We start from the raw sequence: 20,839 nt of genomic DNA, 5'->3' as shown, positions 1-20,839 counted from the left end.
TGGGCATTCCCGCCTCCGAATCATCGTTACCACTTGGCGTCTGAACGAACCTAGCCTACCTGACTAAGCACAATTTCCACTGCCAAGGGCTTAGCTGAGCCATGATCAAACCCTTTGGTCGCTGCAGCAGTGGCTATACACACCCCCCCTCCATCGCTTAAACAATGGCTATACATACCCCCCCCTACATCGCCGATGTGACGGCCTGGAATGACACGATAGAAACGCCCATTAGATGCATCCACCAGGTAGCTTGGCGGGGAGGGGGCTTGCTCTTACCGGTTAGTTTATCGTTTCAAGCTTGTTGGTCGCGGAAAACTGAAGATGATCCACCAGCACCTCAACCGGAAATTTCCAGCCCAGTGTCTGACGGGGTCGGGTGTTGAGCAAATCAGCGATTTCGTCCAGTCGTGCCTGAGTCACCAGAGAGAGATCTGTGCCTTTTGGGAGGTACTGACGTAACAAACCGTTCGTATTTTCATTGCTACCACGCTGCCAAGGCGAGTGTGGATCGGCGAAATAAATCTTCATCCCCGTGCGCGCAGTGATTTCGGCATGACGAGCCATTTCGCTGCCTTGATCATGGGTCATGGTTTTTAGTAGCGATGGCGCCATCCGCGACATTTCCCTCACAATGGCTTCCGCCGCCGCCTCAGCGGTAGGCCCTTCGAGTTTGGCGAGAATCACATAACGGCTCGTGCGTTCGACCATTGTGGCAACCGCAGAGCGATTATTGGCGCCCATGATCAGATCACTCTCCCAATGCCCTGGAACCAGACGGTCTGCAACTTCTGCTGGTCGTAGGTGAATACTCAACTGCGCAGGGTAGCGTTCTCGACGCACATTGCTCTGGGTTCGCTTGCGACGTTTGCCATCAGCCTGCCGCAAATAACTGATCAGCTGACGCTTCAGTTCTTCGCGTGGGTAGGCATAGATAGCGAGGTAGATCGTTTCGTGGCTCACATGTCGCTCGGGTTGGCCGGGCCAGATACTGCGTAGTCTGCGGGCAATTTGTTGCGGTGACCAGCCGATGCGGAGCATTTCGACGACCACTTGAAATAGCTCTGAGTCTGGAGATAAACGCCGCTGACGGCGAGGCACATGTCGAAGCTGTTGAGCCCTGCTGGTAGCTTGTATGGCGTCATAGTGAGACTGCTGGGGGGTGCGTTTGATCTCACGACTGATGGTGCTGGGGTGACGGCCTAGCAAAGCGGCAATAGCCCGCAACGCCTGTTGTTGAAATAGCATCACCATAATGGTGACGCGCTCCTCGGTACTCAAGTGTTTGTATTGGGTAGATATGGCAACACCTTACATCAGGTGTTGCACTTGTTCCTTGAGACCGCCCCTTCGAGTTAATATAACTAGAACGGTATACCGCGACGCACTGCAAACTTCATAGCAGGTGTCAGCAATACATCATCTATAAGCTTCGCACTACGCTTTAGCATCTCAGCTGACACTTTACTGAAGCTCATGTATTCCATACTGACTTCTTGAATGCTGTCTATAGCAAATTTTTTTCCGTCGAATTGCGCCAAAAAATATCTATTAATTTTAGTGCCATTCGCCAGCAGAAGATCAAAAACAACAGCCCCCCTAACCGATTGCCTATCCAACTCTCGAGAAATTTCTTCAAGACACTCAAAAGGGCTATGGTAATTGGCCGCCAAAATAAAAGCTGATACTCCCAAGCTATTAGGAAGCTCAGTAGTTACCAAATAGTCAGATTTCATTTCATGAGCCTCTTAGAAGCCGCCTCGATCAATTCAAAAACTTTACTAACTATAGCTTTTGCTGTCGAAAAATCCAGAATTCTACTGGTAGTGCTTGGAGCGTCCATATGAGCGGTTCGATGACGCTCCGCGCTATAGTAAGCATAGCACTCGTCTATCACCTCAGCGAGCGCTACGCCACCATTTGCCGTGACGTGAGTTGCTTGATCCTTTCCCAACTTACCATCCCGAAAATAGTCACCAAAGGTAGACTGCTTAGCCGGGTGGAGGTTCCCTCGGATCAACAGATCCTTGACGAACCCTTCTAAACCACGCAATGCAGGAAGAGCTACACATGAGTAGTCTTCTACAGGAAGTTCGATTTTCGCGAGCGCGAAAGCAGAGCTAAGTTGAATTCTTACTGCATCCGATATGAAACCGTGCGCAGCGGGAAGAACCGCTAAAAGTCCATCCTTAACTTGTTGAACAGTTAATTCTACAGCGTAAATTTTTGACTGCGCTTTAATAACATCATCAAGTGAAAGAACCGATCCAAGGTAGTCACTAACAATCGCTGCGAGCTGCCTATACTTCCCCTGAAACTGAAGCGTACCCGAGTTATAATGCTTGATGACTAAGCTATCACCCAGAGAACCGACAACCCTGTACATCTTACACAGGGCGCCACCGTCCACCTCACTAACTTGGGCCCCTGCCTCCACCAGAAAGTCTAGAATAGGTACAACATGCTCTGATGGAAAGCGTGGTAAAGACACATTCAAACTTGCCGGGGTAGGCGTAACACACTCCTCGATGATTTTATTCGCGAAGTGTTCAAATGTATCCGGACAATGACCCGCAGCCTTTCCCAAGGAGAAAACTCCTCCCGATACGGGAAAGATCTTCATAAGAAAAACGTTATCTTTAACATGAAACCGAAGATGCTGTTCCTTATCGTTCTTTTTTTCGAGAACAGGATTAGTCCCACCATGCCGTTCAATACATGGAGCGATACTATCAAAGTTAAGATTTAGGTCTTTGTACTTTTTAGCTTCGGACTTACTCATTTCTTAAATATTCCATCCATAGGTACGCAGATACTACCCGATTCAAATGATGGCGAAAAGCCTCCGCCATTTATTGGTGCTACCCACTCGTCAGATTTCTCCCTAGGCATTGATAGCTCAATTTGGCTTTTTTGCAACAACGAGTCGATCCACCCTCTAAACAAACAAAACTGCCGAACCACATTTGTTCGCCCCCCTTCAAATTCGGCCGCTATAGCGGCCAACCGCGGCGCTTACCGGCAAGCCATCAGCTTCTTCGCCGACCTCACCCAGATGTTTAGCTGGGCTAGAAAGCGCCAACCCTGGAGGGCCTTACTAATCGAGGATGCCCCAACTGTGCTGGTCGACATATCCCCCTTGATCCCTGCCGACTACGAAGCCGAAAGAAGCCGCATCCTCCCCCGGCTGAACTGTTGGAACTGCAAAACCGCTTCCAGCAAATGACCGCCGATTACAACGCCCCCCCCGCCGGTCAAAAATACTAGGGCAGATACGCGGACACCCTCATAGGACGGTTGCCCCCAGCGCTCCCCGGAATTTAACATCCGCAACAACCGATGTTGTGACCTTAAATTCGCGATGAACAAAGGTGACAGACTGCATGTACACATTCGTGAGCTTCACCGTTGCGGAACTGTTCGAAAAAGTATGGCAAACACCCATGATCAAATTGGCCCACGACATTGGTGTTTCCGATGTCGCCGTCGCTAAAGCTTGCCGCAAAACAGGCATCCCTCTCCCTGGCCGTGGCCACTGGGCCAAACCGGAAAAACATCGACGACGCAAACCCAAACCTCCTCAGGTCGAAGGCAAGGTCCGATTCCAAGTGCTCGACCGTGACACCCCGCCCGCCAAGCCTGGCACTGATTTGAACTCAACTATAGTCCGGCGAACGATTGAAGCCCCCTATCAATTGACCGAGCCTCACGTGCTAGTGAGTCGATGGCTAAAGAGCGCAAAAACGTCGAAGCTCAAGGACGGCCACCTCGATTACGGAGGCAAGCGTGTCTTGAATGGGATGATTTCGTCGACATTGATCGAACGCTGCGCAATCCTTTTCGATGCACTGATCAAAGAGAGTGAGGTTGAGGGTTATTCATGGAAGATCAACGCTGAAGGAAAAACCATTGTCACTGTTAACGACGAGCCGATGGCCGTGCGACTCATGGAGCGATTAGACAAACACCCGATACCACCACCGCCTCCCCCAAAACGCCGCCCTGATGCTCCATGGGAGCCTAATTTCATGTCCCCGCGAAGCCCGCAGTTTGAATGGGCCTCAACGGGGGAACTGACGTTTCAGATCGAAGCGCGGATGGATTACGGAGAACGGAAAAACTGGAAAGACACCAAGACCGCACCGCTCGAGAAAAAACTTTCAAGCATCCTGGCGGGCTTGAGTTCCGCATCAGTTTCTATCAAGGTCCTCCGAGAGAAAGAGGAGGCAAGAGATCGTGAATGGGCTGAAGATGAAAGACGACGTTTTGAACGAGCCCGTACTACAGAAACTCAACGTCGCCTTAGACTAAGCCTCGTTAAACATACAGAGCGATGGGAACGCGCCGAGCGCTTACGAGCCTTCATAAAAGCGGTGGAAGATCGGCTGACAATTACCCCATTAGCAGATCAAGAAATGGCACAAGCCTGGATCGATTGGGCGCATAAGCAGGCTAATGTCCTGGATCCGACGCAAGGTAATCTGGCACCGATCACTACCTTGGACGTAGAGCTAGAAAGCTGGTTTAGTGGCCCACACTACGGTCAGGTAGAAAAAGGTTGGTGGTCTGAGTAGTTGACGATAAGGGGCGCAGTAGTTGTCCTAAGTAGGTGACGCCGACCTATGAAGCCGGGTTGCAGTGGGAGCACGGCGCGAATGTGTTTTCCAGCACCGAGTTCAATGACGATCGCCAGGTCATGCGCCAGGCCGCTGCGCGATTGATTGACCCCTATGGCGTAGCGTATTACTGCGGCGTCATCGGCAAGCCCTCGGAAAGGTCGCTGGCGGCACCGAGTCGCCCAATGGCAAACGTCAGACACTGGCAGCCAAGGCATTGGTGGTGATTAGCGCCAACCACGATAGCTTCCAAAAAAATCCCTTTGGGCTTTCCATTCACCCCGCAACTCGACGGGCAATTTTTGAAAGTAGCGGGCACCTTGTTGCCCAGCTATTCCGCCAGCGAAATCAAAGTCCTTTCCGCCAAAACGCTGTTCGAGAAGCTCGCGCCAGTGCTGATGCCTGAGGACGGTATCTCATTTTTCGCAGCGATGACGTTGCCGCACTTTCACAACATGCCAACAGATGCTCTGTATCGAACGTTCTACGGCGACTTTGCTAAAAAACAGCATTGCGAAGTCCTTCGCCGCATCAACAAAACCAACGTCGTCAACGAAGCCAGCTACGACGAACCCACTCGCAAATCGCGTATTGCCATGCTGCACTCCGGCAGAGTTGAGCGTTACATCTTGCTGGAAACCGACGAAGGTCGCGGCGCCTGGGTAAAAGCCCACGGCAGGGTCCAGGAGATGGAACTCAACATCGACGGCCCTGACCTGCTGAAAACGCCGGACTACGATTGGAAAGGCAATCTGAACGTGTGGTCGCCGACGGGCAAGTGCGAAGTGCGCAAGAAAGGTTAAAAACAATGGCGCACGGCCCGCGCCGACAACAACACCATCAACATACTGGAAGGGTCGCAACCATGAACCGCACACACTGTATCTTGGTCGGCGCGCTCGCATGCCTTGCCAACAGCGCCTTCGCCTCGTTGACTTGGAACGCCTGACCTATTGGCAGGAATGGGTGATGTTCAACACAGAGTGGGGCCAACTGGTAGAAACCTACACCTACCGCTTCAACTACAACGCTGCCGACAGCCTAACCGGCGCCGCCAGGCCGGACGGCAGTCGAATCACGATTTTCTACGACCCCAAGACAACCAAGGTCACTTCATTAATTGATCGCCAGGGCGAGATGGAAAGCTACACCGTACTGCAAGACGCGCCCGATCAGTAAAAAGTCATGCTCAAACGCACGAAAAACGGCAAGAAAATGTACGACATGACCGACAGCTACCAATACAACGCCCAGGGTTTGCCCACAAACGAAAAAGTCATGAAGCGTGATGAAGGCGGTGAATGGATTGATTCGGAAAGCACTTTTTTGAGCGGTAGCGCGTTTGTTTTGGCGAACCGCCAACCAGTACGCAATCGTTGTCGTGAAAACGACCGCTAAACATTTCCGTTGGGCGGTCGATATGCTGGCGAACCATTTTTCTGCGGCGTAGCCAGTTTCACCTCAAGGCTTCGCCAGGGCTTGGCCACACTCGCCAAGTACCGTTTAACAAGGAGTTCCGGCATGTACGCCACCCTTATCGACCCGGTCAACGAAGCACTGCGGCAAATCCTCAACATCGCCGTGCAATTCGAGCGCACCAACGCCGAGCGCGAAAAAATTCGCGCGGTGTTACGCAAGTTGCTAGTCATTCGCGAAATGCACGCGACTTATTTCATTTGCGTAGGCGGCACCCAAGGCGCCGGCAAAACCCACTTGCTACGTGAACTCTACGGTCTGGATGATTGGCTGCAGGACAACCCGGGCCGTGGCGAATGTCGCCCACTGTTTATCCTCGAGCGAGACTGTGAAGCATCCTACGCCCGTGGCGTGGATGAATACGGCGAGGAACACGAAATCAACCAGGAGACCCTGGCCAAGGAACTGCGCAGTTTCTCTACCGGTGAACGTTTCCTGCTGCTTCGTTTATATGTGCCCCGCCGTCACTTCAGTGATGGCTTCGGCTTTTTGCTGCTGCCTGGATACGAACGGCTGAGCCGTACCAACAGCCTGTGGCAGGAGGAGATGCGCGACACGCTCAAGCATGCCATGGGCAGCATCATGGTCACCAACGCCAATGCCCTGGCGACTAACGCAACGAACGAAGTACTGGTCGACATGTTGGAAAACGCCCTTCAGGGCCGCCAACCGATTATTACCATCGGCCGTACCGAGGGCAAAAGCGACGATGAGCGTGACACGCTGCGCCTTTCGGCCGCGGAAGCCTGCGACGTACCTGCCGAGGAACTGGATCGTATCCTGTGCGTCGGGCGTGGCGAAGAGTACCGCGCGCGCTGGGTTCCACAACTGATCGAAGCGCTGGCCAAATACGCCCAGGTGCCGGAAAGCGTTCACCACCAGCGCCTGACGGATCTACGCTCCATCGTGGAGTTGGAGTTGGAAGCCGCTGTGACCTTGCTCGAATCTTTGGTCGAAGACGCCGGTGCACGCGCCAGCGCCCAGGACGCACTGATTGACTCCATCCTTAACAAGTTCCGCCAGTCAGTCATCAGCTACCGCAAAAAATATCAGAAGTCCTTGCACCATTACGTTGACCAATACGCACGCCAAGCCACGGCTAGCGCCAAAAAAGCCTACGGCGACGAGGAAGAAGGCTGGGGCAACAAACTACGGACCGCCAAAGACTTCTTCCTGCTCAATGCCAGCGAAACCGAGCAACGCTTCATCGATCGCATCAATCTGCACTGGGAAAACCAGGCCGGCCAGACCCCCGTTGATGCCACCTACCTTGCATTGACCCACGTTGCCAACGACCTACTCGCCCTTGGCCATGCCCCCAAAGAGCATCTCGACGCCCAGGCCGTGTTAAGCCTGCGTAATGAAGATCAGCCCGGGCAGTACCTCGGTTACGAAAAAGCTGATGGTGGAGCCATCTCCCCTTTGAGCAATAGGGTCGACCCGCAGTTACTTCAGAAGCACGTTTGCCTGCTGCTCAACGAGACCTCCAGCGAAAATCACCTCGATACCAGCACGACTCGAACCCAGCAGTTCAATACTGCCCTGCAACACCTGCCAGCGCTGACGATGGAATACCTGCGTATGAGCCAGGGCATCGCGCTCTGCCGGCGCAACGTCATAGACACTTCACAGTTGGTGAACTACGACCCCGTGCAGCTCGCCAAAGATATCGGCGAAACGCTGCCCAAGTTTACCCAAGGTGCCCAGCAAGCCATTCGTGCCCTTCTTGCAATCACTGCCGTGGATCTGGCCATCGACGGAAGCTTCGATGTGATTCCCGCACTTGTCGGGGGCGCAGCCACTGGCCTTGGCGCCACCTTATCGGTGGCCGCTACTGGCCTGTTGGGGCTTGGGTTCATTGGCTACAAAGCTGCCAGTTCCGTGCATCACTACGACGTGGGCAAACGGAACTTCATCGGCGCCAGCATCGAGCGCTTCAAGGATCACTTGATCGAAACCAGTCTTGAGCACTATGACGAACTGATGGAGACGATAGAGGCACGTATCCAGCGCAATCTGAGCCTGGCCTACGGCGTTGACATTGACCAGTTCGCCGAACGCGATGCACTGGCCCGGTCACTGCGGGCACTGGACGTGTCGCGGCGCAATCTGGAAACCGAGATCGACCGTGCCCATTCCCGCTACCTGGCTTGAGCGACATCGACAGCGTCACGATTGGGCATTGCAAGCCTTCGACCGTTTTGTCCACGAACTGGCGCCGGAGATTAGCGATCAGGTCAAGCGCTCCGACCAAGTGACGGTGGTGGTCTACGGCGCGACGCAAGTCGGCAAAACCACCCTCATTCTCGACCTGCTGGGGCTAGCGTCGAGCACCCGCGATGAAGTGGCTCGCGTACTACGTGGCGGCCAAGCCGTGGGCAAGTCAGCCACGGCCATGCCGCTGCGCTACGGTCGTGCGCCCGATGACAACTGGTACATCGGGGATGACCGCCCACTGGATGAGGCCCAGGCTACCCAAGCACTGGCCAATATTCGCCGCAAAGTCGAGCAAGGCGGCCGGCAGAATACGGACCTGACTGATATCCTGATTCCCGGCCGGCTGTTTCCGACTGAGTCTGGCACTGCTCTGGACGTGGACGTCAAGCTGATCGACTTGCCCGGGTTGGACGCACGCAACCGTAACGAACAGCAACTGGTTGAACAGCTCGCCCGTCGTTATGTCACCGTGGCGGACCTGGTGCTGCTGGTCACCCAGGCTAGCAGCCTGGGCTTTCTGCGACCGGAAAACCTGCAGATCGAGGAACTGGCCCACTGGGCAAGCCAGCCAGTGCGTTTTCGCGTGGTGGTGACCTCTTGTTTCTCCCTCAGCAGCGTGCGCAAACACTTCCTCAATACTTCGTTCGGCGTACAGCAATTACGTCAAACAATGATCAGCGAGATCGAAACCCTCGAACTAAAAATTCCCCCACGTTTTGCCGACAATCTGTATGTGCTTGAACTGGGCGATTCCGCTCGTGATCTGGCCAACACCGACCTTGAGTACTACGCGCAGATTGCACCGGTGATCAGTGAATTTAGGCAGCAACTGATTGCCGACATCAAAGATGCGTCCGGACCGTTCTCGCGGCTGTTCGCGGCCTTTCAACTGGATGGCGTCGTACAGGGTCAAATCTCGGTGTTCCGAGCGCGCTACGACGAGCGCAAGGCAGAGTTGGATAAAGATCTGCAGGTTTTTGAAAAACAACTGGGCAAACACTACCCGACCTTGTCCGATGGTCCCTGGTTAGAGAAGCTTGAGGATCACCAAACCAGTCTCGACGAGCAGTACACGACTCAAAAGCAGCTGGGCGCCGTTCTGTCCAAGTTAGTGCACACCGAGTGCAGGACGCTGTTTGAATCATTATTCGAAGGCTCGTCGATCAAGGTGGACGCTGAAACCGTTTCAGCGCTGCAAGAGGCGCTTGAAGAGGAAAAAGACCGCCTGAAAGAACTGTGCCAGGGTTGGACAGAAATCCTCAATGAATTATTTGAGCGCGTGGCTATGGATAATCTGAAGGATCCTTTAAGCGAGTGTGTTGACCGGTTGCCCCCCATCACCTTCGATGACAGAGACTTCCATGCCATCGCCTATGTTCTGGATGACTACAGCACTGACAGCTACTTCTGGTCGTCGAAATTCAAAAACGACAGGATTGTGCTGGACATGGCTTTTCGTAAAAGTCAGCGACGCCATGCATCACTTGCCCATCAAAACTTCATTGACGGCTTCCGCGCGCAGGCCGCGCGAATCAAGAAGACCGTCAGCGCTCTCAAAGCGCAACGGCGCAGCGTGAAAGAAAAGCTGCAACACCTTCAAGACCACCACGACGCCCTTTCGACGCTACAGTCAGAACTGGATGCAAATCTGGCCAGAATGACCAGTTCGCTGAAAATAGCCGAACACTTTGAACGGCGGGTCAATGAAGCCTTTGTTAAAACCCTCCAAAACGTCAAGACAGGTATCACCAAGGAACCCACCGCCATGGACAAATTCCTGGCCGTGTTGAATACCCATTTGCTGATCAACGAAGCGGAAAAACTCTACGCCGGAAACCCTCGACGTGACTGACAACATAGTTCAAGACGAAATGCGAGCCGCCAGGCAAGACATGGCACAACTGCTCAACGATATCGTGATCGCGCCACTGAAAGACGAACTCACTGCACTGCTGGACGGTGCGCTGTATCCGCTCGACAAAGAGAACAAGGACCGCCATGACGGCCTGATGGCGCAGATAAGCAAGATCAAGCGAACGCTCGATCGCCACTACCCCGCTAACAGCCTTGCCCTCGACGAACAATTTCAAGCATTGCTGGACGGCCAACACGATGCCGAACATCAGGCACACACCCGAACTAAAGACCTGGCAACGACACTGAGCGCCCAAACGGAAGCGTTCAGTCAGCAAACCCTGCAAGCGCTATCGAGCCAAACCGAAGCGCTCGATGGCCTTTTAAGTGAACACCAGCAGGCCTTCCAGGCCCATACCCAAGCGCAACTGCACGCCCTGAACGACGCCAACCGGCTAGCCCATCACGAAAGCAATGAGCGGCTATTCGAGCAGATGTCGGGACTGGCCGATGCCCAGCAAAGCACCGAGGCGCTGGCAGCCACCCGGGCGGAGCATCTGCTCGAGACGTTGAGCACTCAAGCCGAAACGCTCGGCCAACAGACCCTGCAAGCTCTTAACACGCACAGCCAAACGCTCGAAGGGCAACTGAACGATCATCACCAGGCGTTTCAGCTCGTCACGCAAACACAACTGAAGGCACTGAGCGAAGCAAACCAGTCAGTCCATCGCGAGGGCAACGATCAGTTGCTCGAGCAACTGCAACAACTCGGCAAGGAGCATACGAAGCGCCTGGAAGCACTGATCGCCGTGTTGGCCAGCAAGGGCCGCACCTCTGTGGAGCAGGCCATTGCCCAGCAGGACCAGCGCGTGCAAGTCACTCTCTGCACGCAAGCAGTACAGGCCAGTACGCAGCACGAATCCACTTTGCAAACGCTTGCGGTCCTTCAGCAGCGTCTGCTGGCACAAGACACCCAGGTCGGCTTGCAGCATGACTCCACTTTGCAAACGCTTGCAGCCATTCACCAGCATTTACTGACGCAGGATGCCCGGGTCGACGACCTGCAAGTCAATCTGCAGCGAACCGCAGGACATACCAAGGCCTTGCTCTACACCGTAGTCCCAGTAGGCCTGTTGAGCCTCGGAGCGCTGGCCTACCTGATCCTGCATATCGGCTAGCTGCCCTTCAGGCTCACTGTCCTTTTCACCGCATAACAAGTGCATGCAATGTATGGAACAGGTGCTCGATAATTTTTCCAGCGGATACGTCCCTGTCGGGATTCGAGGTGTCGGTCGTGAACGGCTTGTGCCCTCTGTAGAACGTGTCTTGCAGGCTCAGCACTTGCGCTCGTTGTATCCGCATGGGCATGCAGGGCGCGGTCCAGGAAAGCAGCAGGCAGAGAATCACCGTTTCTCGCAATGCTCCCCTCGGCCGACCATCATTTGACCTTGCCAGGGCCTCAAACAACTTTTGCAGGAAGCAAGACAGATGGAACAGTTCGTCCCTGTCCAATTCGAGCCCGTCGCGATAGGAGACCTTGACGTGACAATCGAAGCGGTGCTGTTTGTCCATTTCAGGTAGAGCCTGGCCAAGAAAAAGGAATTCGCTAGCCGCCCTCAGCACATCCGGTTGCACACCCTTGACGACAAAGTCGAAGTGTTCAAGTAGATGCTCTTCACCCTGATCTGGTGGGTTGTGATGCAACATCACCGATGGCAAAACAGGCTCTTTGGGTGAAGCGTCACGCAACTCGGCCTCAACATATAAACCGAAACGGGCCAAACCGTTCAGTGCCCGCAGAATGATCTCGACCAGTTGCTGACGGTAATCCCGGTTAATGTGGCCTTGATGGTCGAAGATGCGACCGTCAATTTCCTTGATCTCCCACAGGATGTTATGCAGAGGATCGGTTGTATCGTGATACCAGGACTTCAACCTCTGCGCGGCTACGGATTCCGGTTCCATCAATGCCGCATGATCCCTGGTTTGCCGAAGTGCTTGCAACTGGTCTTGCAACCGCATGACTTCTTGCTCGGACGCCTTGAGCCTGGCTTGAAGCTGCCTGTCGTGCACCTTGAGGCTTGCGGCGAGGTCCTGCCCCACCGCGAGCTTGTCCAGCCGGATTTGCCCCGCGACCTGATGGTCAAAACGCGCAACCGGCACTCGCCGTCCCAGCCCCAGCAACTGATCACACCAGTTAGCAAAGGTCAGATCCATCGACGCGCTTGCAGACAAACGCCCCTTCAGGGCACGGTCAAGCCCCCCCTCATCCAGGCCGGAAAAATCCGCCAGGACACCATATTTTCTCAGAACACTCAGTTGAACTGCCTTGGCCTTGTTCGCTAAACCCACACCTGCTCTCCCTGGCTCAACAATGTCTGCTGACGAATCGTCGAGAGCATGCCAGCGGACTAGGCAAACTGCCAGCATCGCGTGAGTCGGAATCGAGCAACGAAAGCCAGGCCCACACGTGAGTCACTGCTGAGTTGGGCGGGTGCACGATCTCAGGATTTTCGTCGACATTCCTTTTTCCGCCCTTGTTCTGAAAACAACTGGCGAAGTCTTGTTCTTGAGATAAGCAAATCGTGGGTTTTTTCTGCAGGCACATATCCAGAGACGGCTGACAGGTCATACGCGCCCATCGACGCCATCGCCTCCGCCATCTATATACGACAAAGCCCTGATTATTCAGGGCTTTGTCGTTTCTGGTTTTTGAAAAAACTTACCAGCCCACACTTCAGCCCACACCCTGGATGAAGTATTGCTTTTCGACCAACGGCTAGCTTTTTGAATGCCGCTTCGGAAGCATGCGGGTCGGCGCACGCCAGAGCACCCAGGCCAGATAGAGCGCACCCAACCATTTCACCACGCTGAACAGTTGCTCAGATGCCTGCAGCAAGACCTAGTCCTCAGCCCATATCTGCCATGGCCGAGTTCTCCACGGACAAGCGCCACAAAGTTAAAGCAGATGGCGTGGAATCGGGCGACCTGCGCCCGGGACGATGTGATCTCTATGTCACCAATCGCAAGGTTTGCTTCGGTTTCGAGGCCAAGCAAGCTTGGCAACGGGTTGGGCCACGCTCCAACCCGACACGCAATGTGCACAAGGGCTTGCAGGCTGCCTGAGAGGACAGCGGACATCTGGCTAACGATACAGACCAACGTTTCGCCGTCACCTTCATCGTGCCTTCGCTGCCACTAAACGCCGTCACCGACGAATTAGGGAATGTGGACCCGGAACAAGTCATGGCGCTGCTAAATACCTGGCTAGAGGGGCAGCGGGGATTTGTACGCCCCGGAGGCAAAGAAACCAGTTATGCCTACACCTTTCCACACCTCGGTCATGAAGGCTTCATTTCCGGTCCCAGGTATTACCCCGGTGTGGTGCTGGTGCTCGAAGAGAGGTTCAGGGCGGCTAAGTTGTTGGATGGGGAGAACTGAGTTTCGGTGCAATGCAACGTTGCCGGATTAGCACCTTTGGTACGGGATCGCCTGACACCATGACCTGCCTTGCTCATTCGATACATACGCCTTGATCAGCGCCAAAACATTACTCCACTTCAGTATCTAATTGTATCGACACGACTAACGCTCGACGATAATGTAAAGGCGATGCATGAAAATCAACGACCCGCACGTGAGGTGCAACGGACACCAATGTCTTTATCCGTTCCACAGGAACTGAGACGTAAACCGAGAGCAATCGACCATTTGCGCTCATCGAGCCAATACTTGGAGTAACAGACTCTTTGGCGATGAAGGCAAACCCTTCCACCAATTGAATCTCTATCTCCGGATACTTAAATTCCTCTGGATAAACCACAGCACCTTTGAAAGTGAGGACAGCGAATTCTTGGATAGCGTCCTCCCCAGACGATACTTCGCGTCGGGTAGCCATTCGAAATGACCACGAAAAGTCCCAAGAAGTAATCTTCGCCTGGTACCATTTAAGAGTATATGGTGAAAGAGTCTGAGCACGCCTAGCACTTTTACCTCGACCGTTGTTAGGCTTTACCATATCCACCTCCCTACAGGGCCGAGTGTCGAGCCAGACAAGAAAACTATCACTAAACTCGACAATAAAAGCCTAGACCTACCCAGTAAACTACACACTACGCATAGTTCTACTTTCTTTACACGAGAGTGGTTACACCTCCGGCCCTCTATAAATACAGCCACTTGTACATGTCTCGTGAATACGTATTGCGGATAGCTCTGGAAGCAATGGCTTTAGCTCCTGCCAAACCCAAACGGCTAAAACCTCGCTCGTCGGATTTTCCAGTCCGGGAATTTCATTAAGATAATTGTGATCCAAGCGTTCATACAAAGGCGCGAATATCTCCTTTATCTCGGAAAAATCCCTGACCCAACCCGACGTTCTATCAACAGGGCCATCAATATAAATTGCAATACGAAATGAATGACCATGCAGACGCCCACATTTGTGCCCTTCTGGAACATTGGGCAGTCGATGAGCGGCCTCAAAAACGAACTCTTTAAAAATCTCCACTGATTCCTCCCGTATCTCAAGCGACAAAAAACCAAACAGCTAGACTAAACCTTCCAAGACTCAAGATCGACGCATAACGTTTCAAACAAAAACTCTACAACTTTGGCTCGCCCCTCACCAAGCGCTGATGCAATGGTGATCACGGATACCAAAATGGAGTTAACAGTGTGCAAATCGGTTACATCACTCAAACAATTCAATATTTCTTCGAATTTCCCCAACATAGCAGTTTGGGAAAAATTTAATGCCTGCACCACATGGGTAGATGGCGTCAGGTAGAGAATATTCGCACGCGTCCGCAAACCGTAGGCTTCAGTCAGCATGCCATACCCTTCCGAAGGGAAAGCTTCGTCCTGCCCTGCGAGTCTCCTCAATGCCTCCTGAAAAGCCATGGATAAATGAAGAATGACTTCAGAGAACTCTTTTACACTGGCGTCACTGGCCAGAGCTGGAGACAGATCCGAGGAAACCAAAGTAGTCATAATGCCTCCTAAATATTAGTCATGAGCACCAGTTAGCTAGGTACGAGTTCCGAACTTCGAACCACCCTGGTCAAATGATCAGTCAAAAGATGAATATCACCATGTAAATTCTGAACGCCATTCCATGGCCGGTTGCCTGTTTTAAAGGACCACTCCCCCGAACCGAGCGTCCAAGCTGTATATCCTTGTAGCTTTCTAAGGCCTAACTTGAATACTGGGGCCAGTGGCGCTCCGGTAGCACACAACTGCTCCATGACGAACCCCATGGAAATAATCCCCGCGCTATGGACGAGACGAGAGCTTTTAGGTGTATGACCATGCCAAGCATTTCCAAACACCTCCTGGACAGCCTGGAAAAACTCACTGATGGCCAAGAAACACCGATCCTCACCTCCCGACAACTCAATCACCTCCCGACAGTAACCGTCGGAAAGGGAATTCATTACCAGTTTCTGGAGCGACGTATCGCCGATGACCCCTGAGGGGTTGGTATGCTGCTTAATCTGTCCTTGCAAAGAAGATCGATCGTCATAATTCAGCATTTCCACGATGCGGGCTGCGCGGGCACGAGAAGTCATTCTGAATGGAAGGCCGCTGACAGACGGGAGCAGTTCATATACCAGCGACTTCGGTAATGGACTGGTGTTGTTGACGAGAATAAATTGCCGGCGAAGCTCTTCCTGATTTTCACACACAAGGGCAGACACCAGTAACTGGAACGAACTCCCTTCGAGCCCAGCTAACGCAGATAGGCGCTGCTGACCGTCCACAACGAACCCAGGAGGGCCGGATGAAATATCCACCTCAATTTCTGCATATGCTCCATTTCCATCCACCACCTGTACTCCACTGGTAAACGCTAATACCACAGCATTGGGCATTACCGCATCGGGACGGGAGAGGTAGTCGCGGATCTCTCGTATATGCTTGGACACCTGTGGCCGCTGAAAGCCATGAAGGGCGCCACGATCATCACGCTTGACTCGGTCGATGCTAGCGATCGCCAAAATCTGCTCAACGGTAGCCGCAAACGATACCACTTGGTGGGTTGGGCTCTGTAACGCCTTGATTGCGCTGAACTTAAGCAATGAATCTCTTCCTTCATCGAACGGCCCCCCAGAGAGGGGTAGCAGCAGTATTGAGGCTCTTATACCAACCCTTCCGCATAAAAACTAGCCTAAGCGCATTGGCCCACACAGTTATTAAATGGTAAATTGTCAGCCTCAGATAAATGCAACACTCGTAAAAACAGGCCTACAGTTTTCCCATGAGAACCGTCATCATCACCAACTGCACCAATCGAAAACGTCTCGACGGCCTGCCGCCGGTGGTGCTGCACGACGAGTGTTATTCATCGATTGCAGCCATGGCAAAGGCGTGGAAGGGGCAAATAGACGAACGTCCCACCACTCTGATGGCATCTTCACTTTACGTGGGCAGAAGCGTTTCTGACGCGAGGCGCGCAGCAACGAAGTTGGACGCGAAGCTAATGTTTGCGTCGACCGGCTTAGGGTTGATTGAAGGCGATCAGAGATGTCCACCGTACAACCTGACGGTGGCTCAGGATCCGAATTCTATCATCCCACGTCTCGAAAAATTGGGTTTGCGCGCATCAGATTGGTGGGAGGCCGTGAATGTCACCCAATCAAAGGGAAGCGCCCTAGCGGAACTCGTCAGCCAACCCGACATCGACTTGGTGCTCATTGCCCTCTCTTCAAATTATGTCCAGTTGATAGGCGAAGACCTTGGAAAAATCAGGGACACGCAGATCGACAAGCTCAGAATATTCACTTCGCGCCCAGGCATCGAGATGCTTCCCAGCCATTTACGACGCATCGCGATGCCCTATGACGAACGCCTTGAAACCTCAACACTACCAGGCACTCGCAACGATTTCCCTCAGAGAGCCCTGCGTCATTTCATTGAGATTCTTGAACTGTCGAGTGCTCCTGCTGAGATCGCTCGAAAGAGCGTCAGCGCGGCGATGGACCTTTTATCCCTAGCAAAAACGACCATCCGGCGGCGCGCATCGGACAGTGAAATTGCTTACATGCTTGAGTGTGTGTGGGCTGACTACCAAGGCAGTTCCACCCGATTGTTACGCTACTTAAGGGACGACGCCCTGGTGTCGTGCGAGCAATCGCGCTTTCGGAGGATCTGGCAGGACATCAAAGGTCAAGACAGCATAGAGAGCAAAGCATGACGAGCGAAGATGCGATTGTGGTGCGTGCACTACGCACCACGCAAGGCGACAACCTTGATGTGTATGCATTATTCATCAGGGGATCTGACCTGGTCCGAATTGCCGACATCAGCCGCCTGTCGCGGGAAGACAGCAGTCCCCTCAAGGGTTTTCAGCGCCCCGAGATTAAGAGTCATGTCAAAGGGATCACTGAGTACCTCAATCAGGGAAATGTACTTTTTCCCAATGCAATTATCTTGGCGCTGTCTCCTGACCTGCGTTTTGTTGCAGCACGCGGAAGCAAGCCGACAGGCGACGCGGGGCTTTCGCAAGCGGGTACGCTGACGATCCCAATCAGGGAGGAAGGAATGAGGTCTGCCTGGATCGTAGACGGACAACAACGCTCATTGGCGTTGGCGAAAGCGGCTAATTCAGATCTTCCTGTACCAGTGATCGGCTTTGTGTCCGACAGTCTGACCACCCAGCGCGAGCAATTCATTTTGGTCAACAAGGCCAAACCCTTGCCCACTCGACTGATCAACGAACTACTGCCGGAGACAGGCAGCATCCTTTTGCCTCGCGAACTGAGTGCTCGCAAAGCACCAGCTGAGTTGTGCGGGCTTCTTAGCCGAGATCCCAACTCCCCTTTCTACAAACTTATAAAGCGGTCGTCCGAGCAAAATAGCAAAGCAGTGATCACTGACACCGCTGTAATAACGATGATCCGCAACAGCATCGGTAATCCGTTGGGGGCGTTGGCCCCCTATACCTCCAGCATCGACGGAGCAGCGAACGTTGAGTCCATGTACAACCTACTGACGACCTTCTGGCGGGCAGTGCGTGATACGTTTCCAGAGGCATGGGCACTTGAATCCAAGAGCAGTCGACTCATGCACTCAGCGGGGATCATCGCCATGGGAGTGCTTATGGATCGGATCTACGCCAAAATCGGTGGTCAGCGCGAAACCTACGAAGCCGTGCTACAAGAGTTGGCCAGAGTAGCCCCTTACTGCGCATGGACAACAGGTCAGTGGCCGATGATTAATGTCCAGTGGAATGAAATCCAAAGCACCCCTCAAGATATCAAGGCGCTGCAAGAAACCTTGATCCGCCTCTATATGACCAGCGCTCACCAATGAAATTTTTATACGCCGACACCCAAGACTACGTAGACCCGGACTACGATTTCATCAACGATCGAAATGCGCCAGGCCGGAAGAGATACTGGGATGACCAGTATGCGCACGAAATGATGACCCCCGTCCCTTATGATGGGCTCTTGGTCTCGATGAGCGCAGTGCGACCTGCAAATGGCGTCGCTAATTCAAAGGTTCGGTACTCGACTTCCGAGCAGCAGCGCTTCCTCAGAGAAGGCGCGCGCAAATTTCTACGACTCGATGGCATTCAGTTCAAAGATACGATGGTCCTAGGTGACTGCGGGGCTTTCGCCTATGTAGAGCACCCTACCCCTGCGTATAGCCCAAGCGAAGTAGTAGAATTCTACTCAGATGCGGGATTCACCCACGGTTGCTCGCCGGACCACATCATATTCAACTGCGACTCCAGCAATCCGCCAGCGCTGAGCCAGTCGGAAGATGTGCTGTTTCGGTACGAAATTACGCTCAAAAATGCGCAAGAGTTTCTGCGTTTAGTGAAGGAGGCGGAATGGCCTTTCGAACCTCTTGGAGCGGTACAGGGTTGGTCTCCTCAAAGCATGGCGAACGCGGCAAAACAACTCGAAGACATGGGTTATCGCTACTTGGCGATCGGAGGTCTAGTACCTTTGAAAGTCGATCAAATCCATGAGGTTCTGAAAGAGCTTCGAGCGGTCCTTAAGCCCGAGACAAATATTCATCTGCTGGGTTTTGCTAAAGCTGAGAACATCCATGAATTCACCGGATATGGCATTACCAGTTTTGACTCAACCTCCCCCCTTATACGCGCATTTAAAGATGCGAAGTGTAATTACTACATGGGCAACAATACAAGCAAACTGGATTACTACACTGCTATCCGCATTCCTCAGGCGATTGAAAATCCACGCCTGATGCAAGGAATAAAAAAAGGCACTCTGAGCGCAGAAGAGTTACAAATCAAAGAAAAAGCAGCGTTGCTAGCGATCCGCGACTACGACAAAAATCTGCTCGACTTTGATTCAACTTTAGCCGTACTAGTAGACTATCTCCGACTGACTCTTTCCGGATCGATATCATCATCAATAGAAATGGAAAAAGAAATCGCCAAGCATGTCCGACTAATCTCACCCACGCTGAGAGATAAACCGTGGAAAAAATGCCAATGTTCGATTTGTCAGTCAGCGGGTATCGAAACTATTATCTTTCGAGCCAGCAATCGAAACAAAAGACGTGGATTTCATAACTTAGGCGTGTACCACCGCCACCTTCAGAAAACTCTGGAACTTTCGAAACAATGATCTATCGATTTAAGGGTGTGCGCGCCCAACAGGCCTCCGGGCATGATGTATTTTCGTTTGCGGCCACTCCAAATGAAATTTTAGAGTTCTCTGAAATTGAGAGAGTCGGCCGCGATGAAGAAGGTCACCTCAAAGGCTTTCAGCGCCATCAAGTCGCGTCGCACATCAGAGATATTCGTGACTATCTTCAGCGCGACGATGCATTGCTTCCTAACGCAATTATCTTGGCCTTTCTGGATGGGGTAACGGTTAAAGACCTCGGCGAGGGTATTGTAGAAATCGTTATTGATACTGCCGAATCCAAGCCAGGCTTCGTGGTCGATGGACAACAACGACTCAGTGCCCTTGCCACGATGGAGAAACCTGGATTCCAGGTATTCGTATCGGCATTAATTTGTAAAGATTACAACGAGTTGCGGCAACAATTTGTGCTCGTCAACAATACGCGACCGCTGCCAAAATCGCTGATCTATGAGCTTTTACCGACTGTTGACGGCCTGCCAGAACGGTTCACCAGTCGTAAATTTGCTGCTCGCATTATTGATTTGTTGAATTTTCTGCCTAACTCCTCTCTATTTGGCGAGATCAAGCAACATACGAATCCCAAAGGAGTACTAAGCGACATGGCGATGCAGAAGTTCGTGATGAACTCTGCGAATGATGGCGCGATTCGTAGTTTCATGAAGTTTGATGACTTTGAGGGGCGCAGCATCGAACTCATCAACAACTTCTTCCATGCAGTGCGTGTAGTTTTCAAATCAGAATGGGAAGGACTAGCGCCTAGGAATTCACGTTTGAAGCACGGGGCGGGCCTGGTTTCTTTGAGTTTCGTTATGGAGTTGCTTTACTCCGATCAAGGCACAACCTGCAAGGAAGGTTTTATCAAAGGTCTAAAACTTTTGAAACCTCATACAGCGTGGACAAGTGGCGATTGGCACATTTCTGAAACCGACCGCCGCCCCTGGAACGGTATCCAAAACACGCCCACTGATATCGGATTGCTCACCAAGTATCTGACCGAAAAACTCAAGCAAGAACTGAAACGGCGCTAAATGCAAACCCAGTTCC

General features: G+C 52.7%; 21 protein-coding genes and 1 pseudogene. 14 read left to right on the top strand and 8 right to left on the bottom strand.

Features of this window, described 5'->3' with window-relative positions:
- Positions 1-282: 282 nt before the first annotated feature.
- The 3 genes from HX811_RS26570 to HX811_RS26560 all read right to left on the bottom strand — a co-directional run bounded on the left by HX811_RS26570 (position 283) and on the right by HX811_RS26560 (position 2,782).
- Positions 283-1,302 carry an IS30 family transposase gene (locus HX811_RS26570; protein ID WP_177048158.1) on the bottom strand — a complete coding sequence of 340 codons (1,020 nt, stop codon included), beginning with the start codon at positions 1,300-1,302 and terminating at the stop codon, positions 283-285.
- A 62-nt stretch (positions 1,303-1,364) separates the two neighbouring features.
- Positions 1,365-1,736 (bottom strand): type II toxin-antitoxin system RnlB family antitoxin, encoded by a 372-nt coding sequence (locus tag HX811_RS26565; protein WP_073637871.1) that lies wholly within the window; start codon positions 1,734-1,736, stop codon positions 1,365-1,367.
- Positions 1,733-2,782: an RNase LS family HEPN domain-containing protein gene (locus HX811_RS26560; protein WP_177048131.1), complete on the bottom strand. Its 1,050-nt coding sequence runs from the start codon at positions 2,780-2,782 to the stop codon at positions 1,733-1,735. Before HX811_RS26560 ends, HX811_RS26565 begins: the two co-directional genes overlap by 4 nt.
- Before the next feature lie 222 nt (positions 2,783-3,004).
- Between HX811_RS26560 and HX811_RS32095 the strand changes: the two are divergent.
- The 9 genes and pseudogenes from HX811_RS32095 to HX811_RS26520 all read left to right on the top strand — a co-directional run.
- Positions 3,005-3,264, top strand: a pseudogene (locus tag HX811_RS32095) (site-specific integrase); the annotation flags it as partial.
- Positions 3,265-3,383: 119 nt separating this feature from the next.
- Positions 3,384-4,574, top strand: a complete 1,191-nt coding sequence (locus HX811_RS26555; protein WP_177048129.1) for a hypothetical protein — start codon at positions 3,384-3,386, stop codon at positions 4,572-4,574.
- A gap of 35 nt (positions 4,575-4,609) precedes the next feature.
- Positions 4,610-4,843 (top strand): hypothetical protein, encoded by a 234-nt coding sequence (locus HX811_RS26550; protein ID WP_177048127.1) that lies wholly within the window; start codon positions 4,610-4,612, stop codon positions 4,841-4,843.
- A 36-nt stretch (positions 4,844-4,879) separates the two neighbouring features.
- A complete protein-coding gene (locus HX811_RS26545; protein WP_177048125.1) occupies positions 4,880-5,419 on the top strand; it encodes a hypothetical protein in 540 nt (179 codons plus the stop codon).
- 166 nt (positions 5,420-5,585) lie between these two features.
- Positions 5,586-5,795 carry a hypothetical protein gene (locus HX811_RS26540; protein ID WP_177048124.1) on the top strand — a complete coding sequence of 70 codons (210 nt, stop codon included), beginning with the start codon at positions 5,586-5,588 and terminating at the stop codon, positions 5,793-5,795.
- Positions 5,796-5,801: 6 nt separating this feature from the next.
- Positions 5,802-6,014, top strand: coding sequence for a hypothetical protein (locus HX811_RS26535; RefSeq protein WP_177048122.1), 213 nt, complete (start codon positions 5,802-5,804; stop codon positions 6,012-6,014).
- 123 nt (positions 6,015-6,137) lie between these two features.
- Positions 6,138-8,246 (top strand): hypothetical protein, encoded by a 2,109-nt coding sequence (locus HX811_RS26530; protein ID WP_177048120.1) that lies wholly within the window; start codon positions 6,138-6,140, stop codon positions 8,244-8,246.
- A gap of 28 nt (positions 8,247-8,274) precedes the next feature.
- Positions 8,275-10,161: a dynamin family protein gene (locus HX811_RS26525; protein WP_177048118.1), complete on the top strand. Its 1,887-nt coding sequence runs from the start codon at positions 8,275-8,277 to the stop codon at positions 10,159-10,161.
- A gap of 40 nt (positions 10,162-10,201) precedes the next feature.
- The gene (locus HX811_RS26520; RefSeq protein ID WP_177048116.1) at positions 10,202-11,341 is read left to right on the top strand and encodes a hypothetical protein; all 1,140 of its coding nucleotides are present in this window, start codon (positions 10,202-10,204) and stop codon (positions 11,339-11,341) included.
- A gap of 25 nt (positions 11,342-11,366) precedes the next feature.
- Here HX811_RS26520 and HX811_RS26515 read toward each other — a convergent pair whose 3' ends face one another.
- Positions 11,367-12,515: a hypothetical protein gene (locus tag HX811_RS26515; protein ID WP_177048114.1), complete on the bottom strand. Its 1,149-nt coding sequence runs from the start codon at positions 12,513-12,515 to the stop codon at positions 11,367-11,369.
- Positions 12,516-13,409: 894 nt separating this feature from the next.
- Here HX811_RS26515 and HX811_RS26510 point away from each other — a divergent pair.
- Positions 13,410-13,604, top strand: a complete 195-nt coding sequence (locus HX811_RS26510) for a hypothetical protein (protein WP_177048112.1) — start codon at positions 13,410-13,412, stop codon at positions 13,602-13,604.
- A gap of 109 nt (positions 13,605-13,713) precedes the next feature.
- Here the strand turns inward: HX811_RS26510 and HX811_RS26505 are convergent, their stop codons facing one another.
- From HX811_RS26505 to dbpB (HX811_RS26490), 4 genes are all read right to left on the bottom strand, one after another.
- The gene (locus HX811_RS26505; RefSeq protein WP_177048110.1) at positions 13,714-14,061 is read right to left on the bottom strand and encodes a hypothetical protein; all 348 of its coding nucleotides are present in this window, start codon (positions 14,059-14,061) and stop codon (positions 13,714-13,716) included.
- Between the two features lie 249 nt (positions 14,062-14,310).
- Positions 14,311-14,673: a 6-carboxytetrahydropterin synthase QueD gene (gene queD / locus HX811_RS26500; RefSeq protein ID WP_169900424.1), complete on the bottom strand. Its 363-nt coding sequence runs from the start codon at positions 14,671-14,673 to the stop codon at positions 14,311-14,313.
- Between the two features lie 44 nt (positions 14,674-14,717).
- Positions 14,718-15,155 (bottom strand): hypothetical protein, encoded by a 438-nt coding sequence (locus tag HX811_RS26495; protein WP_102623980.1) that lies wholly within the window; start codon positions 15,153-15,155, stop codon positions 14,718-14,720.
- A 32-nt stretch (positions 15,156-15,187) separates the two neighbouring features.
- Positions 15,188-16,243, bottom strand: coding sequence for a DGQHR domain-containing protein DpdB (dbpB, locus tag HX811_RS26490; RefSeq protein WP_218172380.1), 1,056 nt, complete (start codon positions 16,241-16,243; stop codon positions 15,188-15,190).
- A gap of 179 nt (positions 16,244-16,422) precedes the next feature.
- Between dbpB (HX811_RS26490) and HX811_RS26485 the strand changes: the two genes are divergently transcribed.
- From HX811_RS26485 to dbpB (HX811_RS26470), 4 genes are read left to right on the top strand one after another with little or no spacing between them, the layout of a single operon-like run.
- Positions 16,423-17,358: a hypothetical protein gene (locus HX811_RS26485; RefSeq protein ID WP_177048108.1), complete on the top strand. Its 936-nt coding sequence runs from the start codon at positions 16,423-16,425 to the stop codon at positions 17,356-17,358.
- Complete coding sequence (gene dbpB / locus HX811_RS26480) at positions 17,355-18,476, top strand: DGQHR domain-containing protein DpdB (RefSeq protein WP_177048106.1); 1,122 nt, start codon at positions 17,355-17,357, stop codon at positions 18,474-18,476. The genes HX811_RS26485 and dbpB (HX811_RS26480) overlap by 4 nt, the downstream gene beginning before the upstream one ends.
- Entirely contained in the window at positions 18,473-19,771 is a 1,299-nt protein-coding gene (gene dpdA / locus HX811_RS26475; protein ID WP_177048104.1) for a tRNA-guanine transglycosylase DpdA, read from the top strand. The genes dbpB (HX811_RS26480) and dpdA overlap by 4 nt, the downstream gene beginning before the upstream one ends.
- Complete coding sequence (gene dbpB / locus HX811_RS26470) at positions 19,768-20,823, top strand: DGQHR domain-containing protein DpdB (RefSeq protein WP_177048102.1); 1,056 nt, start codon at positions 19,768-19,770, stop codon at positions 20,821-20,823. Before dpdA ends, dbpB (HX811_RS26470) begins: the two co-directional genes overlap by 4 nt.
- The last annotated feature ends 16 nt before the right edge of the window (positions 20,824-20,839 follow it).

Origin of the sequence: Pseudomonas sp. F8002 (genome assembly GCF_013385495.1) — a bacterium.
Classification (GTDB): domain Bacteria; phylum Pseudomonadota; class Gammaproteobacteria; order Pseudomonadales; family Pseudomonadaceae; genus Aquipseudomonas.
The sequence above is the reverse complement of the archived record's forward strand: the minus strand, read 5'-3'. Positions and strand labels throughout refer to the sequence as shown.

What these genes read in the sequence shown, in the direction of transcription:
- dbpB (WP_177048102.1), top strand. Translation starts at nt 19,768, where the DNA reads ATGATCTATCGATTTAAGGGTGTGCGCGCCCAACAGGCCTCCGGGCAT.
- HX811_RS26535 (WP_177048122.1), top strand. Translation starts at nt 5,802, where the DNA reads ATGCTCAAACGCACGAAAAACGGCAAGAAAATGTACGACATGACCGAC.
- HX811_RS26530 (WP_177048120.1), top strand. Translation starts at nt 6,138, where the DNA reads ATGTACGCCACCCTTATCGACCCGGTCAACGAAGCACTGCGGCAAATC.
- HX811_RS26555 (WP_177048129.1), top strand. Translation starts at nt 3,384, where the DNA reads ATGTACACATTCGTGAGCTTCACCGTTGCGGAACTGTTCGAAAAAGTA.
- HX811_RS26520 (WP_177048116.1), top strand. Translation starts at nt 10,202, where the DNA reads ATGGCACAACTGCTCAACGATATCGTGATCGCGCCACTGAAAGACGAA.
- HX811_RS26510 (WP_177048112.1), top strand. Translation starts at nt 13,410, where the DNA reads ATGGCGCTGCTAAATACCTGGCTAGAGGGGCAGCGGGGATTTGTACGC.
- HX811_RS26560 (WP_177048131.1), bottom strand. Translation starts at nt 2,782, where the DNA reads ATGAGTAAGTCCGAAGCTAAAAAGTACAAAGACCTAAATCTTAACTTT.
- dpdA (WP_177048104.1), top strand. Translation starts at nt 18,473, where the DNA reads ATGAAATTTTTATACGCCGACACCCAAGACTACGTAGACCCGGACTAC.
- HX811_RS26495 (WP_102623980.1), bottom strand. Translation starts at nt 15,155, where the DNA reads ATGACTACTTTGGTTTCCTCGGATCTGTCTCCAGCTCTGGCCAGTGAC.
- dbpB (WP_177048106.1), top strand. Translation starts at nt 17,355, where the DNA reads ATGACGAGCGAAGATGCGATTGTGGTGCGTGCACTACGCACCACGCAA.
- HX811_RS26485 (WP_177048108.1), top strand. Translation starts at nt 16,423, where the DNA reads ATGAGAACCGTCATCATCACCAACTGCACCAATCGAAAACGTCTCGAC.
- HX811_RS26505 (WP_177048110.1), bottom strand. Translation starts at nt 14,061, where the DNA reads ATGGCTACCCGACGCGAAGTATCGTCTGGGGAGGACGCTATCCAAGAA.
- HX811_RS26540 (WP_177048124.1), top strand. Translation starts at nt 5,586, where the DNA reads ATGTTCAACACAGAGTGGGGCCAACTGGTAGAAACCTACACCTACCGC.
- HX811_RS26565 (WP_073637871.1), bottom strand. Translation starts at nt 1,736, where the DNA reads ATGAAATCTGACTATTTGGTAACTACTGAGCTTCCTAATAGCTTGGGA.